Here is a 13,573-nt window from a genome sequence, read left to right on the forward strand (position 1 = left end):
TGCTGACAGGATTCCACCTTGACCTGGGCGACGGCAGACATGGCTAAAAAATACCCAGCTCTGTATACTCGCGCGCCTTTTTCATGCGCGGTTTTCGAGGTTCAAAGTCGATGAGCAAAACGCCAACAGTCGGGTTCGTCAGCCTGGGTTGCCCCAAGGCCACGGTCGACTCTGAACGCATCCTGACCCAGCTGCGCATGGAGGGTTACCAGATCGTGCCGTCCTACGAGGATGCCGATGTGGTGGTGGTCAACACCTGCGGCTTCATCGACAGCGCCAAGGCCGAGTCGCTGGACGCCATCGGTGAAGCCATCGCCGAGAACGGCAAGGTGATCGTCACCGGCTGCATGGGCGTCGCCGAAGACAATATCCGCAGCGTGCACCCCAGCGTCCTGGCGGTGACCGGCCCGCAGCAGTACGAGCAGGTGGTCAACGCCGTACACCAGGTTGTGCCGCCGAACATCGATCACGACCCCTTCGTCGATCTGGTCCCGCCGCAAGGCATCAAGCTGACCCCGCGCCATTACGCCTACCTGAAGATTTCCGAAGGCTGCAACCACACCTGCAGTTTCTGCATCATTCCGTCCATGCGCGGCAAGCTGGTCAGCCGCCCGGTAGGCGATGTGCTCAGTGAAGCCGAGCGTCTGGTCAAGGCCGGTGTAAAGGAAATCCTGGTGATCTCTCAGGACACCAGCGCCTACGGCGTCGACGTCAAGTACAAGACTGATTTCTGGAACGGCCAGCCGGTCAAGACGCGGATGCTGGAGCTGTGCCAGGCATTGTCGAGCATGGGCGTGTGGGTGCGACTGCACTACGTGTATCCCTACCCGAACGTCGATGACGTGATCCCGTTGATGGCTGCCGGCAAGCTCCTGCCGTACCTGGACATCCCCTTCCAGCATGCCAGCCCCAAAGTGCTCAAGGCCATGAAGCGTCCGGCCTTTGAAGACAAGACCCTGGCGCGCATCAAGAAGTGGCGCGAGATCTGCCCGGAACTGACCATTCGCTCCACCTTCATCGTGGGCTTTCCTGGCGAGACCGAGGAAGACTTCCAGTACCTGCTCGACTGGCTGACCGAAGCCCAGCTCGACCGCGTGGGCTGCTTCCAGTATTCGCCCGTCGAGGGCGCGCCCGCAGAAGCCATGGATCTCGAGCCGGTACCGGACGACGTCAAGCAAGACCGCTGGGACCGTTTCATGGCCCATCAGCAAGCCATCAGCGCAGCGCGCCTGGAACGCAAGGTTGGCCAGGAACTGGACGTGCTCATTGACGAAGTCGACGAAGACGGCGCGATCGGTCGCTCATGGGCTGATGCCCCTGAAATCGACGGCATGGTCTATGTCGACAGCGAGCGTCCCCTGCAGGCTGGCGAAATGGTCCGTGTTCGGGTCACCAATGCCGATGAATACGACCTCTGGGCTGAAGTGATCTGATCAAACCCATGCGAAAGCGTTAAGCCCCGTACCCACGGGGCTTTTTTCTGTCCAGAAAGGCAACGCGATCATGCGACATCCATGCAGCGCGACCTGGATCAACACTGCGGCCGCTAATGAATGAGTGCCGGCTTCTGGGCGAGAGCAGATGGCTTATTGCTGCATCGAGATGAAGCATTGTCCGCTTGGTCAGGTTCTTTCTGGGGCAAGAACCTGCGCTGGCGCCGAACGAGCCCGGCGCTATAGCTGACCGTAAGGCTTATGTAATTGATAAATAAACAATAATACGAACACAAGGCCATTCGAGAGCACTTGGCTCAAGACTTGCTTTGTCAGATTCATCTGACCGTTCGGCCAAGAAAAAGCACACATAACGCAACAGGAGCACTACATGAAATCCATACTGACCACTGCCGCACTCGCCAGCAGCATGATGCTCGCTGGCCAGGCAATCGCCGCACCGATGCTCTGGCAGAACAACAGCCTGACTTATCTGTACGGGAACGACTTCAAGGTCGACCCGGATACCCAGCACACCCTGACCTTCGAACATGCCAGCGGCTGGACCTACGGCGACGTGTTCATGTTCGTCGACTACAAGTGGAATGAAAGCACGGACGACAGCGAGGCCGCACGGACCTACTACGGCGAGTTCAGCCCGCGTCTTTCGCTCGGCAAGACCACCGGAATGGATTTCTCGTACGGCCCGATCAAGGATGTACTGATCGCTTTCACCTACGAGCGCGGCGAGGACGAAGTGCAGAACTACCTGCTCGGACCGGCCGTCGACCTGGCGGTCCCGGGCTTCGACCGCCTGGCCATCAACACCTACTACCGCAAGCCCGACGGCATTCGTGACAAGGCGTCCGGCCAGTGGCAGATCACCCCGACCTGGGCTATCACAATTCCCGTCGGCAGCTCGGACATCCTCTTTGATGGCTATATCGACTGGGTCGTGAATGACGCCGGTAACGAAGGTTCGGACGATTTCCAGTCGAAGAACCTTCACATCAACCCGCAGGTGAAGTACGACCTTGGCAAGGCCGTGTATCAGAAGGCCGGTCAGCTTTACGTCGGTATCGAATATGACTACTGGTCGAACAAGTACGGCATCAAGGACGGCGGCTTCGTCAGCGAAAACTTTGTCGGCCCTACCGACCAAAGCGCCTGGAACGCCATCGTGAAGGTGCATTTCTGATGCACGCAGCCGCCCGTTCCACGGGCGGCCCACCGTCTTGAACGGTCTTGCTCGCCAACGGCGGAGCCCAAACGGTGCCGCCGTTGTTGCGTATCGAACACCGCTTTATTTGTCGCGCGAGTGCACGGTCAGCCGAAGGTCTGTAGCCACCGCTTCCGGAGCCGGCGTAGGCTAGCATTCGACAAGCGCATCGGGCCTGATGCCGCCCCTACAGGGAAAGGACCTTATGACAACTTTCGACGCGTTGCTCCCCCCGGCGTCAACCGACGGTAAACGCACCGGGCGGATTCGCCAGAAGAACGAAGAGCTGATTCTGTCAGCCGCGGCGGAAGAGTTCGCCCACCACGGCTACAAGGGCACCAGCATGAACGCGATAGCCCTTCGAGCAGGTCTGCCCAAGGCCAACCTGCATTACTACTTCACCAACAAGCTCGGCCTCTACGTCGAAGTGATGCGGCATATCCTCGAACTCTGGGACAGCGCTTTCGATCACCTCACCGTCGAGGATGATCCGGCCGTTGCGCTGGCTGATTACATCCGCACCAAGATGGCTTTTTCCCGCAAACAGCCACAGGCCTCGAAGATCTTCGCCATGGAGGTCATCAGCGGCTGCGAATGCCTTTCCGCGCATTTCAACGAAGACTATCGCGATTGGTTTCGCGGTCGCGCAGCAGTGCTGCAGGCCTGGAGCGATGCCGGCAAGATGGACCCGATCGACCCCATGCACCTGATCTTTCTGATCTGGAGCAGCACCCAGCATTACGCCGACTTCTCCGATCAGATCCGACGCATCACCGGTCAACGCCGCGTCACCAAGGATGATTTCGAGCGCGGCACCGAGACGCTCATCCAGGTGATTCTCAAAGGGTGTGGCCTGACCCCACCACGCTGACCCCAGCGCCATTCACCGTTTGCTCCCGAGCCGTCAGCCTGTATGTCCCGACGCCTGCGTATCCATTCACCTGCGATCCATTACTTCGACATGGTGCGGCGTTGCCAGTCGATCCGCGAAGCCGCGCGGCGTCTGAACGTCGCCTCCTCCGCCGTGAACCGGCAGATCCTCAAGCTGGAAGGCGAAATCGGCTCGCCGCTGTTCGAGCGCCTGCCAGCGGGCCTGCGCCTGACTGCGGCTGGCGAAGTCTTCGCGCGTCACGTCCTCGTCGTATTACAAGACGCTGCACGCGCGAGCTCGGAACTTGACGCGCTGCAAGGCTTGCGCACCGGCCATGTGGAGATCGCCACCGTTTCGGGCGTCACCGTCGACTTGCTGCCCTCGGTGCTGGAAAGCATGACAGCACGCTATCCGCACATCACGGTCGGGGTGACCAGCCTGGGTTCGCAAGCCATTCCGGAAGCAGTCGTCAGTGGCCAGGCCGATATCGGTATCGCCTTCGCGCTGCGGCGGACTGCCGATCTGCAACAGCTCGGCGTCGGTCATTTTCGCCTTGGCGCCATCGTCCCTGCGGCCCATCCGCTGTCAGACCGCCGCGAGGTGAGCTTCTCGACCTGCGCTGAGCATCGCCTGATTCTGGCCAAAAGCGACCTCTCGATTCACCACCTACTTGCCCCGGTATTGGCGCGTACCCGTTCGCCACAGAAAGCAGCACTTGAAACCAGTTCGGTGGAGCTTGCAGCGCAGATGGCCAAGCGTGGCGCCGGCATCGCTTTCCAGACACGTATCGGCATCGAGGCGGAACTGTCTGCAGGTAGCCTGGTGCACCTGCCGCTGAACGACAACGGTCAGGTGCTCAGCGATCTCGGCGTGTATGTACGCAGCTCACGCTACCTGCCCGTGGCGGTGGATGCATTCGTTCGCGCGCTCTGCGAGGAAATCACTCTTCGCGAGCAACGCGAGCGCACCGATGCCGGGCTGATCTGACGTCCCCCCCTGGCCCCGCCGCGCCCTCCCATACAAAACCCAACACCGCCCGCCGCTCAGCTCAGAACCAGTCCCTTCAAAACAGCACGCTCAGTGCTTCAGCCATCCAATGAGAGTGGAGTTTTTTCGCCTCACTCAGAACCCGCCTGAGTGCGCCCTTTCGGAGCACACGGTTTCGGCTAAAGGCTGCCCTCATGCCTGCAGATCACGCACGGCGCGAATAACCACAAGCCCCGTTTTAGAGCGCCCCAAGCCCTATAAAGAGGCAGCGAGCGCTGATGCCGAAACGGCATCGGCATGCGCGATATTCTCTTCTTTTGCGCACAGCTGACGCACCGGATACTGCAGCACAAAGGGTCACCGCCCTCCCGTACGCAGGACTGTTTACATGCCTTATCCCCTCGTCTCAGGCCACGCACCCGCATGCCATCTGCCCTTGATCGACCTGACCGGTCTGCTCGGCGAGGATCCACAGGCACGCATCGCCGTCGCCGAGGAAATTGGACAGGCGTGCTGTGACTGGGGCTTTTTCTACATCCACCACCATGGCATCGATGCGGCGCTGCAAGCGGTCGTGTTCGAACAGGCGCGACAGCTGTTCGCCCTGCCTGACGAAGCCAAACGAGCGCTCGACAAAGCCGCCTCCCCTGCCAACCGTGGATACGAAGCGCTGCGCGGTCAGCGGCTGGAGCCAGGCGCGCCGGCTGACTTGAAGGAAGGCTTCTACCTTGGCCGCGACCTTCCGGCAGAAGACCCGCGCGTACAAGCCGGACGCTTCAATCACGGGCCGAACCAGTGGCCGGTGACCCTGCCCGATTTCCGCCCTGCCATGGCGCGTTATCACGCCGCCATGACCGATCTCGCCGAGCAGCTGATGACGGGACTGGCGCTATCGCTTGAGCTGCCGGAAGCGTATTTCGCCGGCTTCTGTGAAGACGCCATGGCCACCCTGCGGCTGCTGCACTACCCGCCGCAACCCGCAAACGCTGCGCCGGGCGAGAAGGGTTGCGGTGCGCACACCGACTTCGGCGGCTTGACGCTGTTGCTGCAGGACGACAACCCCGGCCTGCAAGTCTGGAATCACCGCACTCAGGACTGGATGGACGCTCCGCCTCTAAAGGGCACCTATGTAGTCAACCTCGGCGACATGATCGCCCGCTGGACCAACGACCGTTACCGCTCGACCCTGCACCGCGTGGTCAATCTGTCCGGTCGCGAGCGTTACAGCGTGCCGTTCTTCTACGGCGGTAACCCCGATCATCTCGTCAGCTGCATCCCGACCTGTCTCGAGCCCGACGAAGCGCCGCGCTACCCAAGCGTCACGGTCGAAGAACACTACCGCGAGATGTATCGGAGGACGTATGCCTGAACGCCATGTCGTACTGATTCACGGCGCCTGGGCCGGCAGCTGGGTCTGGGACGGTTTGCTCGACGGGCTGCGGTCTGCCGGCTTCACGCCCCACGCCGTGGACCTGCCCGGTAACGGCAGCGATGACACGCCAGCAACAGCGGTGAGCCTCGAGAGCTACGAGGCGCACGTCTGTACGCTGATAGATCAACTGGAAGGCTCCATACAGCTGGTGGCGCATTCCGGCGGCGGAATGACCGCGACGGCTGTGGCCGAAAAGCGCGCCGAGCGTATCGCGGGCGTGTCCTATGTCGCCGGCATGATGTTGCCCAGCGGCTTGTCGTTTGCAGAAGCCTGTGCGGAATTGGTCAGCACAGCGCCGGAAGTGTCCGGCGTTGGCCCTTTTCTACAGCGCAGCGCGGACGGACTCGGCACCCGGGTGCCCGCCGAAATCGCCTGCGCACTGTTTTTCCATGATGTGCCATTGCCGCAAGCGCTGGCCGCCGCACAGCGGTTGGGGGTCCAACCCGACAGCGGGCGTGCAGTCGTAGCGCGCTGGACCGCCGAGCGCTTTGGCCGCCTGCCACGCCTGTACATCGAATGCAGCACGGACCGCTCGGTGGTGCCGGCCGTTCAACGCTGGATGCAGGAGCTGGTGCCCGGCGCCGAACGGGTCACGCTCGACTGTGGGCACGCGCCGCAACTGGCCGCCCCGGACAAGTTGCTCGCCAGCTTGCTGCCCTTTTTCTCACACCATCCCGACCCCGTTTTCTGATCGACACCCTCTCGTGACGCCAATCAAGGAGCGACGCCCCATGTTCAAGAAAAACCTGATCGCCAGTTCACTGCTGGCCCTGTTCTCCCAAGCTGCGCTGGCGGCCGATACCGTGCGCTGGCTGAATGACTGGCTGCCCGCCGGCGACAAGGCAGTGATCTATCTCGGCGTCGACAAAGGCTTGTTTGCTGACCAGGGCATCGAGGTGGAGATCGCCAGCGCTCGCGGCGGCAGCGACGTGGTGACCAAACTGGCCACTGCCAGCGCCGACTTCGGCAGCGCCGGCCTGGCCTCGGTCCTGCAGGCGCGGGCACAGGGACCTGTGCCGGTGGTCGCCGTGGCACCGATCTACAACAAGCAGCCAGACGCCTTCTTTACCGCAGAAGGCTCAGGCATCGAAGCGTTCAAAGACATCGCCGGCAAGACGGTTGCAACCCCGACCTTCTCCGCCTCCAATGTGGTGTTCCCGCTGGTGCTCGAAGCCAACGGCATCGACCGCGACGGAGTGAAGCTGCTCAAGCTCGACCCGGGCGCGCTGGCGCCCATGCTGGCCACCGGCAAGGTCGATGCGACCATCAATTGGGTCACCGTGGCGCCAGGCTTTGCCCGTTCCATGCAGGAAGCCGGCAAGCAACTCAAGGTCATCCCGTGGTCGGACTACGGCTTCGACGGCTATGGTCTGTCACTGATCGCCTCTGAACGCTTCCTGAAGGACAACCCCGAGGTTGCGAAGAAATTCATCAAGGCCTACCGCCAAGCCCAGGACATGGCCATTGCCGATCCCGCCGCAGCCGCGGCTGCGCTGAAGAAAATCGTTCCAGAAGTCGATGAGCAGCAGGCGGTCGAGCAGTTCACGGCGTCAGTCCCACTGATGCAGAACGAGGTCAGCGAAGCCGAAGGCACCGCCCAATTCGATGCCGAGCGCCTGGAAACCACCTGGCAATGGGTCGCCCGCGCGCAGAATCTGCCAAGCGACAGCCTCGACCCGAAACAGGTCATTGCCAACGGTTTTGTCGAGTAATCGCATGAATCAGACCGAAACCCCCTCGGCCGTACGGCCGAGCATCACCTTCGAGCAGGTCCGGCAGGTGTTCACCTCCTCGGATGGCAGCGAAGTGGTGGCCCTCGACGACACCAGCTTCGCCATCGATCGCCACGAGTTCATTGCCGTGATCGGCCCGTCAGGCTGCGGCAAGTCGACGTTACTGCGCATTCTTGCCGGTCTGATTCAGCCCACCAGTGGTCATGTCAGCATTTACGGCAAGAAGCTGGACGGCCCGCGTGATGAGGTGGGCATCGTTTTCCAGAAACCAACGCTGCTGCCCTGGCTGACGATCCGCGACAACCTGACCTTTCCGATGAAGCACAAATACGGGCGGGTCACCCAGCAGGAGCGCGAGCGTGGTGAAGAGCTGCTCCAGCTGGTGGGCCTTCAGGAATTCGGCGGCAAGCGTCCGGATGAACTGTCCGGCGGCATGCAACAGCGCGCAGGCATCGCCCGCGCGCTGCTGCACGACCCGGAAATCCTGCTGATGGACGAGCCCTTCTCGGCGCTGGACGCCCTGACGCGCGACGAACTCAGCCTGGAGCTGCTGAACATCTGGACCCAGCGGCCGAAGACCGTGCTGTTCATCACCCACTCGATTCCCGAAGCGCTGCTGCTGGCCGACCGCATCCTGGTGATGTCAGCACGCCCGGGCCGAGTGACCGAGATCATCGATGTCGATATACCTCGACCGCGGTCGCTGGACACCCTCACGGAGCCCCGTTTCAACGAGCTCGCCAACCATATCCGTCGCAAGGTATTCAGCCGTCATGGTCTCTAAAAGCGCACTGGGCGAGCGTTTCGCCCCTGGGCTGGCACTGCTCGGCCTGCTGTTGCTCTGGGAAGCAGCCTGCCGCCTGTTGAGCCTGCCGGCATTCGTTCTGCCTTCCCCGAGCGCCATCCTTGCCGCCACCTGGAAGCTCGACCCGACGATCTGGGCCGAGCACATCTTCGCCACGCTGCGGGTCACCCTGCTCGGCTACGGGCTTTCGATTCTGATCGGGATTCCGCTGGCTATCGCGCTGGCATCGTCCAGGCTGCTGTCACGCACGCTCTATCCGCTGCTGGTCATCGTGCAGTCAACGCCCATCGTCGCGGTCGCCCCGATCATCGTAGTGGTGATGGGTGCCGGTGACCTGCCGCGCGTGTTCATCACCTTTCTGATCGCCTTTTTTCCCATCGTGGTGTCGACGGTAACCGGCCTGCTGGCGACGCCACCTGAGCTGATCGAATTGTCGCGTTCGCTGGGCGCCTCGCGAACCCGCGAGTTTCGCAACATCCGTCTGCCCTACGCGATTCCTCACCTGTTCTCGGCGCTGCGCATCTCCATCACGCTGGCGGTGATCGGTGCGGTGGTCGCCGAGTTCGTCGCGGCGGACAAGGGCCTGGGTTACTTCATCAATTTCTCGACCTCGATGTTCCAGGTCCCACAAGCCTTCGCGGCCTTGATGATGCTGGTCATCATCAGCCTGGCGCTGTTTCAGCTGGTCGGCCTCGCGCAACGCCTGTTCTTCACCTGGAGCCTGCCGAAAGGCGAAAGCTGAACCCTGCCCGCCAGCAGATCCAAACTCTCAATGGACATCTCACCATGCCCCTAGACGACACTGCCTTGCTGCGTAAAAGCTTCGACGTGGCGCGCCGCGCCCTGGCCGAGGGTACGCACCCCTTCGGCGCCATTCTGGTCGGCCCGGATGGCGAGACCCTGCTCGAACAGGGCAACGCCTACATGCCGGACCATGACATGACCGGCCACGCCGAACGTGTACTGATGACCCGCGCTTCGACCCGCTATACGCCGGAGTTTCTCTCACGCTGCACCATGTACACCTCCGCTGAACCCTGCGCGATGTGCGCCGGCGCCGCGTACTGGGTGGGTCTGGGGCGGGTGGTGTATGGCCTTTCCGAGCGCAGCCTGAAGACCATCACCGGCAACCATCCGGAAAACCCGACGTTGGACCTGCCCTGTCGCGTGGTCTTCGAAGCGGGCCAGCGAAAGGTCGAGGTCGTCGGGCCACTGCTTGAAGATGAAGCGGCCGCGCTGCACGACGGCATCTGGTAAGGCTCACTCAGCCAGAATCAGGCAAGCCCTCGGCAGGATCGACATAACGCCGCGTACCGTCCGCTGCTTAGCATTCATCTCACGGCGCATCCGCGCTGCCGAATGACCGAGCGAGGATCTGCGCATGTCGAACATCAACGGAAAAGTCGTACTCATTACCGGCGCCAGCAGTGGCATTGGCCAAGCCACGGCGCGCCTGCTGGCCGCTCGCGGCGCTACTGTTGTACTCGGCGCCCGCCGCGTGGAGCGGCTCGAACAGCTTGCCGCCAGCATCACCAGAGCCGGTGGCAGCGCAGCCTTTCGTGCATTGGATGTCACCAGCCGCGAAGACACCCAGGCCTTCGTCGATTTTGCCGAGCAGCGCTTTGGCCGGGTCGACGTGATCATCAACAATGCCGGGGTAATGCCGCTGTCACGCCTCGATGCCATGAAAGTCGATGAGTGGGACCGGATGATCGACGTGAACATCCGCGGCGTGCTGCACGGCATCGCCGCCGCACTACCGCTGATGCAGCGTCAGCGCTCAGGCCAGTTCATCAACATCGCCTCGATAGGTGCCTACGCCGTCAGCCCCACTGCAGCGGTCTACTGCGCGACCAAGTACGCGGTTCGCGCCATCACCGAAGGGCTGCGTCAGGAGGTCGGCGGCGACATTCGCGTCACCCTGGTTTCACCCGGTGTCACCGAATCGGAACTGGCCGAGAGCATCTCCGATGAGGGTGCACGGGCGGCCATGAACGATTTCCGTCGCATTGCCATACCAGCCGAAGCCATCGCGCGCGCCATCGCCTATGCCGTCGAGCAGCCAGCCGGTGTGGATGTGAGCGAACTGGTGGTCCGCCCGACTGCTAGCCCCTACTAGCGACACCATCATGGCTCTACTTACCGGCAGCCCGCATTGGGCTGCTCGGCTCGCGGTCCTCGATGTTGCCCGATGCGAGCCGGTCTGAGCCTGGATCATCAAAAGCGCCTTCTTCGCCCGCCCCACCCCGGTGCACCCAGGGGCGGCAATGCCCTTCCTGGCACCAATTCGAAGCACTGATAAGGCTCGCTGTTATCCTGTGCCGACAGCCAGCCACCCTGTTGTTGGCCCCGCTGCGGAATCCTGACTGCCTGGCCAGCTTTTTGCTATTCACTCGGTCATGACTTCCAGCGGACGTTCCCATGCCCGATACATCCCAACCCCGCCTGCAGCTGAACGGCATCACCAAGCAATATCCAGGCTGTCTGGCCAATGACCGCATCGATCTCATCATTCATGCTGGCGAAATACACGCGCTGCTCGGCGAGAACGGTGCTGGCAAAAGCACGCTGATGAAGATCATCTACGGCGTCACGCAACCCGACGCCGGGGAGATCCGCTGGGAAGGCCAACCGGTCGTCATGCGCGACCCCGCGCAGGCGCGTGAGCGCGGCATCGGCATGGTGTTCCAGCACTTCTCGCTGTTCGAAACCCTGAGCGTCGCCGAGAACGTGGCGCTGGCCCTCGGTGCAGCCGCCGGAACGCCCAAACAGCTGGAATCGAAGATCCGTGAAGTGTCCCAGCGTTATGGCATGCCACTGGAGCCGAATCGCCTGGTTCATAGCCTCTCCATCGGTGAGCGTCAGCGGGTGGAAATCGTTCGCTGCCTGATGCAGGACATCAAACTGCTGATTCTCGACGAACCGACCTCCGTACTCACCCCACAGGAGGCCGACGACCTGTTTGCCGTGTTGCGCCGGCTGGCGGCGGAAGGCTGCAGCGTCCTGTTCATCAGCCACAAACTGAACGAGGTGCGAGCGCTATGCGAGGCCGCAACAGTGCTGCGCGGCGGGCGTGTCTCCGGCGATTGCATACCCGCAGAATGCAGCGATCTGGACCTTGCACGGCTGATGGTCGGCGACGCCGAGGGGCTTGAAGCGGAATATCCGAAAGCCGTAGGCGGCATGCCTTTTTTGCAGGTCGAGTCGCTGTCCTGGCACAACGCCGATCCGTTCGGCGTGTCACTTGAACAGGTGATGCTCGAAGTCCGCGCCGGGGAGATCGTCGGTATCGCCGGTGTCGCCGGCAACGGCCAGGACGAGCTGCTCGCACTGCTCAGCGGTGAACAGCGCCTGGCACGGGACCAAAGCGCACGCATCTGCTTTCTCGACGCTTCCGTGGCGCACCTGGCGCCGGATGCTCGACGTCGCCTGGGGATGACCTTTGTCCCGGCCGAGCGCCTCGGTCATGGCGCGGTGCCGGCGATGAGCCTGGCTGACAATGGTCTGCTGACCGCGTTTCAACAGGAGGGAATGGTCAACCACGGACTGATTCGGCACAGCCGAGTCGAGGCATTCGCCCGGCGCATCATCGAGACCTTCGCGGTAAAGACCCCCGGCACCCATACCCCGGCGCGCAGCCTCTCCGGCGGCAACCTGCAGAAATTCATCCTCGGCCGCGAAATCCTCCAGCAACCGAAACTGCTGATCGCTGCGCACCCGACCTGGGGCGTGGATGTCGGCGCGGCCGCAGCGATTCACCGTGCGCTGATCGAGTTGCGCGACGCCGGCGCCGCCATTCTGGTGATTTCTGAAGACCTCGAAGAGCTGTTCCAGATCAGCGACCGCATCGGCGCGCTGAGCCATGGCCGCTTGTCGCCGCTGCAGCCCACCGCTGCTACCAGCGCCACGGACGTCGGCCGCTGGATGGCGGGACAGTTCGATCACCCCACGACCACAGCCGCCTGAGAATTCCATCATGTTGTTATCCCTTGAACCCCGCGGGTACGAATCGCGCCCGATGCTCTGGCTCTCGCCCGTGCTGGCGGCGCTGTTGACCTTGTCCAGCGGTGCCCTGTTGTTTGCATCACTCGGTCACCCGCCGCTGGAAACCCTGCGTGTGCTGCTGATCGACCCGGTCAGCGACCTCTACGGCGTCTCCGAACTGCTGGTCAAGGCACTGCCGATTCTGCTTTGTGCCCTGGGCCTGGCCGTGGTCTACAACGCGCGGATCTGGAACATCGGCGCGGAAGGCCAGCTGCTGATTGGCGCACTGGCAGGCAGCGCGGTGGCGGTGCATGTCATCGAGTGGGATTCGCGCTGGGCGCTGGTGCTCAGCCTGCTCGTAGGCACGCTCGGCGGTGCCGCCTGGGCGGGACTCTGTGCCTGGCTGCGCACGCAGTTCAACGCCAACGAGATCCTGACCAGCATCATGCTCAATTACATCGCGCTGAACCTGTTGCTCTTCGCCGTGCACGGCCCGCTTAAAGATCCGGAGGGTTTCAATTTTCCCGAATCGGCCATGTTCGGCGACGCCACGCGACTGCCGCAGCTGTTCGAGGACCTGCGCGTGCACGGTGGCTTCTATTTCGCATTGCTGGCGCTGGTGGTGGTGTGGGTGCTGCTGCAGAAGAGCTTTCTCGGGTTTCAGATCAAGGTGCTCGGGCTCGACAAACGCGCTGCCAGCTTTGTCGGCTTCCGCGAGAAGCGGCTGATCTGGATCGCGCTGCTGATCAGTGGCGGTCTGGCCGGCCTGGCGGGTGTATCGGAAGTCGTCGGCCCCATAGGCCAGCTGGTGCCGCAGGTGTCGCCTGGCTACGGCTACGCCGCGATAACCGTGGCCTTTCTCGGTCGACTCAATCCCATCGGGATTGTCTTTGCCAGCCTGCTGATGGCGCTGCTTTATCTCGGCGGCGAGAACGCCCAGATGGCCGCCAACCTGCCGCAATCGATCACTCAGCTGTTTCAGGGCATGGTGCTGTTCTTTCTGCTGGCGTGCGATGTGCTGATTCTCTATCGCCCGCGCCTGAAGGGCTGGAGCCGCAAGGTGCAGCCAGCAGCGCTCGAACCGGAGCCCGCCGCATGATCTGCCTTCC

The 13,573-nt window shown here is 62.4% G+C and carries 13 protein-coding genes; all 13 read left to right on the plus strand.

Annotated features, from left to right (window positions below):
• Positions 1-110 precede the first annotated feature (110 nt).
• Positions 111-1,433: a 30S ribosomal protein S12 methylthiotransferase RimO gene (gene rimO, locus ALTERO38_RS12160; protein ID WP_159968548.1), complete on the plus strand. Its 1,323-nt coding sequence runs from the start codon at positions 111-113 to the stop codon at positions 1,431-1,433.
• A 391-nt stretch (positions 1,434-1,824) separates the two neighbouring features.
• Positions 1,825-2,631, plus strand: a complete 807-nt coding sequence (locus tag ALTERO38_RS12165) for an outer membrane protein OmpK (protein ID WP_148924884.1) — start codon at positions 1,825-1,827, stop codon at positions 2,629-2,631.
• A 226-nt stretch (positions 2,632-2,857) separates the two neighbouring features.
• Positions 2,858-3,523: a TetR/AcrR family transcriptional regulator gene (locus tag ALTERO38_RS12170; RefSeq protein WP_159968549.1), complete on the plus strand. Its 666-nt coding sequence runs from the start codon at positions 2,858-2,860 to the stop codon at positions 3,521-3,523.
• Between the two features lie 42 nt (positions 3,524-3,565).
• The gene (locus ALTERO38_RS12175) at positions 3,566-4,510 is read left to right on the plus strand and encodes a LysR family transcriptional regulator (RefSeq protein WP_148924882.1); all 945 of its coding nucleotides are present in this window, start codon (positions 3,566-3,568) and stop codon (positions 4,508-4,510) included.
• Positions 4,511-4,898: 388 nt separating this feature from the next.
• Entirely contained in the window at positions 4,899-5,879 is a 981-nt protein-coding gene (locus tag ALTERO38_RS12180) for an isopenicillin N synthase family oxygenase (protein ID WP_159968550.1), read from the plus strand.
• On the plus strand, positions 5,872-6,633 hold the full coding sequence (locus tag ALTERO38_RS12185; protein ID WP_159968551.1) for an alpha/beta fold hydrolase: 762 nt from the start codon (positions 5,872-5,874) through the stop codon (positions 6,631-6,633). The genes ALTERO38_RS12180 and ALTERO38_RS12185 overlap by 8 nt, the downstream gene beginning before the upstream one ends.
• 40 nt (positions 6,634-6,673) lie before the next feature.
• Positions 6,674-7,654 carry an ABC transporter substrate-binding protein gene (locus ALTERO38_RS12190; RefSeq protein ID WP_159968552.1) on the plus strand — a complete coding sequence of 327 codons (981 nt, stop codon included), beginning with the start codon at positions 6,674-6,676 and terminating at the stop codon, positions 7,652-7,654.
• A 4-nt stretch (positions 7,655-7,658) separates the two neighbouring features.
• Positions 7,659-8,459, plus strand: coding sequence for an ABC transporter ATP-binding protein (locus tag ALTERO38_RS12195; RefSeq protein ID WP_159968553.1), 801 nt, complete (start codon positions 7,659-7,661; stop codon positions 8,457-8,459).
• A complete protein-coding gene (locus ALTERO38_RS12200) occupies positions 8,449-9,222 on the plus strand; it encodes an ABC transporter permease (RefSeq protein ID WP_159968554.1) in 774 nt (257 codons plus the stop codon). Before ALTERO38_RS12195 ends, ALTERO38_RS12200 begins: the two co-directional genes overlap by 11 nt.
• A 44-nt stretch (positions 9,223-9,266) precedes the next feature.
• On the plus strand, positions 9,267-9,737 hold the full coding sequence (locus ALTERO38_RS12205; RefSeq protein WP_102834625.1) for a nucleoside deaminase: 471 nt from the start codon (positions 9,267-9,269) through the stop codon (positions 9,735-9,737).
• A 124-nt stretch (positions 9,738-9,861) separates the two neighbouring features.
• Entirely contained in the window at positions 9,862-10,599 is a 738-nt protein-coding gene (locus ALTERO38_RS12210; protein ID WP_159968555.1) for an SDR family oxidoreductase, read from the plus strand.
• Between the two features lie 302 nt (positions 10,600-10,901).
• Positions 10,902-12,446 (plus strand): ABC transporter ATP-binding protein, encoded by a 1,545-nt coding sequence (locus ALTERO38_RS12215; RefSeq protein WP_159968556.1) that lies wholly within the window; start codon positions 10,902-10,904, stop codon positions 12,444-12,446.
• Between the two features lie 10 nt (positions 12,447-12,456).
• Positions 12,457-13,563, plus strand: coding sequence for an ABC transporter permease (locus ALTERO38_RS12220; RefSeq protein WP_159968557.1), 1,107 nt, complete (start codon positions 12,457-12,459; stop codon positions 13,561-13,563).
• Positions 13,564-13,573: the final 10 nt, after the last annotated feature.

It is taken from the genome of Pseudomonas sp. 9Ag (assembly GCF_902506445.1).
Classification (GTDB): Bacteria; Pseudomonadota; Gammaproteobacteria; order Pseudomonadales; family Pseudomonadaceae; genus Stutzerimonas; species Stutzerimonas stutzeri_AB.

Bases quoted from the DNA above. Each gene is read 5' to 3' on its own strand.
- rimO (WP_159968548.1), top strand. From the start codon at position 111: ATGAGCAAAACGCCAACAGTCGGGTTCGTCAGCCTGGGTTGCCCCAAG.
- ALTERO38_RS12165 (WP_148924884.1), top strand. From the start codon at position 1,825: ATGAAATCCATACTGACCACTGCCGCACTCGCCAGCAGCATGATGCTC.
- ALTERO38_RS12170 (WP_159968549.1), top strand. From the start codon at position 2,858: ATGACAACTTTCGACGCGTTGCTCCCCCCGGCGTCAACCGACGGTAAA.
- ALTERO38_RS12175 (WP_148924882.1), top strand. From the start codon at position 3,566: ATGTCCCGACGCCTGCGTATCCATTCACCTGCGATCCATTACTTCGAC.
- ALTERO38_RS12180 (WP_159968550.1), top strand. From the start codon at position 4,899: ATGCCTTATCCCCTCGTCTCAGGCCACGCACCCGCATGCCATCTGCCC.
- ALTERO38_RS12185 (WP_159968551.1), top strand. From the start codon at position 5,872: ATGCCTGAACGCCATGTCGTACTGATTCACGGCGCCTGGGCCGGCAGC.
- ALTERO38_RS12190 (WP_159968552.1), top strand. From the start codon at position 6,674: ATGTTCAAGAAAAACCTGATCGCCAGTTCACTGCTGGCCCTGTTCTCC.
- ALTERO38_RS12195 (WP_159968553.1), top strand. From the start codon at position 7,659: ATGAATCAGACCGAAACCCCCTCGGCCGTACGGCCGAGCATCACCTTC.
- ALTERO38_RS12200 (WP_159968554.1), top strand. From the start codon at position 8,449: ATGGTCTCTAAAAGCGCACTGGGCGAGCGTTTCGCCCCTGGGCTGGCA.
- ALTERO38_RS12205 (WP_102834625.1), top strand. From the start codon at position 9,267: ATGCCCCTAGACGACACTGCCTTGCTGCGTAAAAGCTTCGACGTGGCG.
- ALTERO38_RS12210 (WP_159968555.1), top strand. From the start codon at position 9,862: ATGTCGAACATCAACGGAAAAGTCGTACTCATTACCGGCGCCAGCAGT.
- ALTERO38_RS12215 (WP_159968556.1), top strand. From the start codon at position 10,902: ATGCCCGATACATCCCAACCCCGCCTGCAGCTGAACGGCATCACCAAG.
- ALTERO38_RS12220 (WP_159968557.1), top strand. From the start codon at position 12,457: ATGTTGTTATCCCTTGAACCCCGCGGGTACGAATCGCGCCCGATGCTC.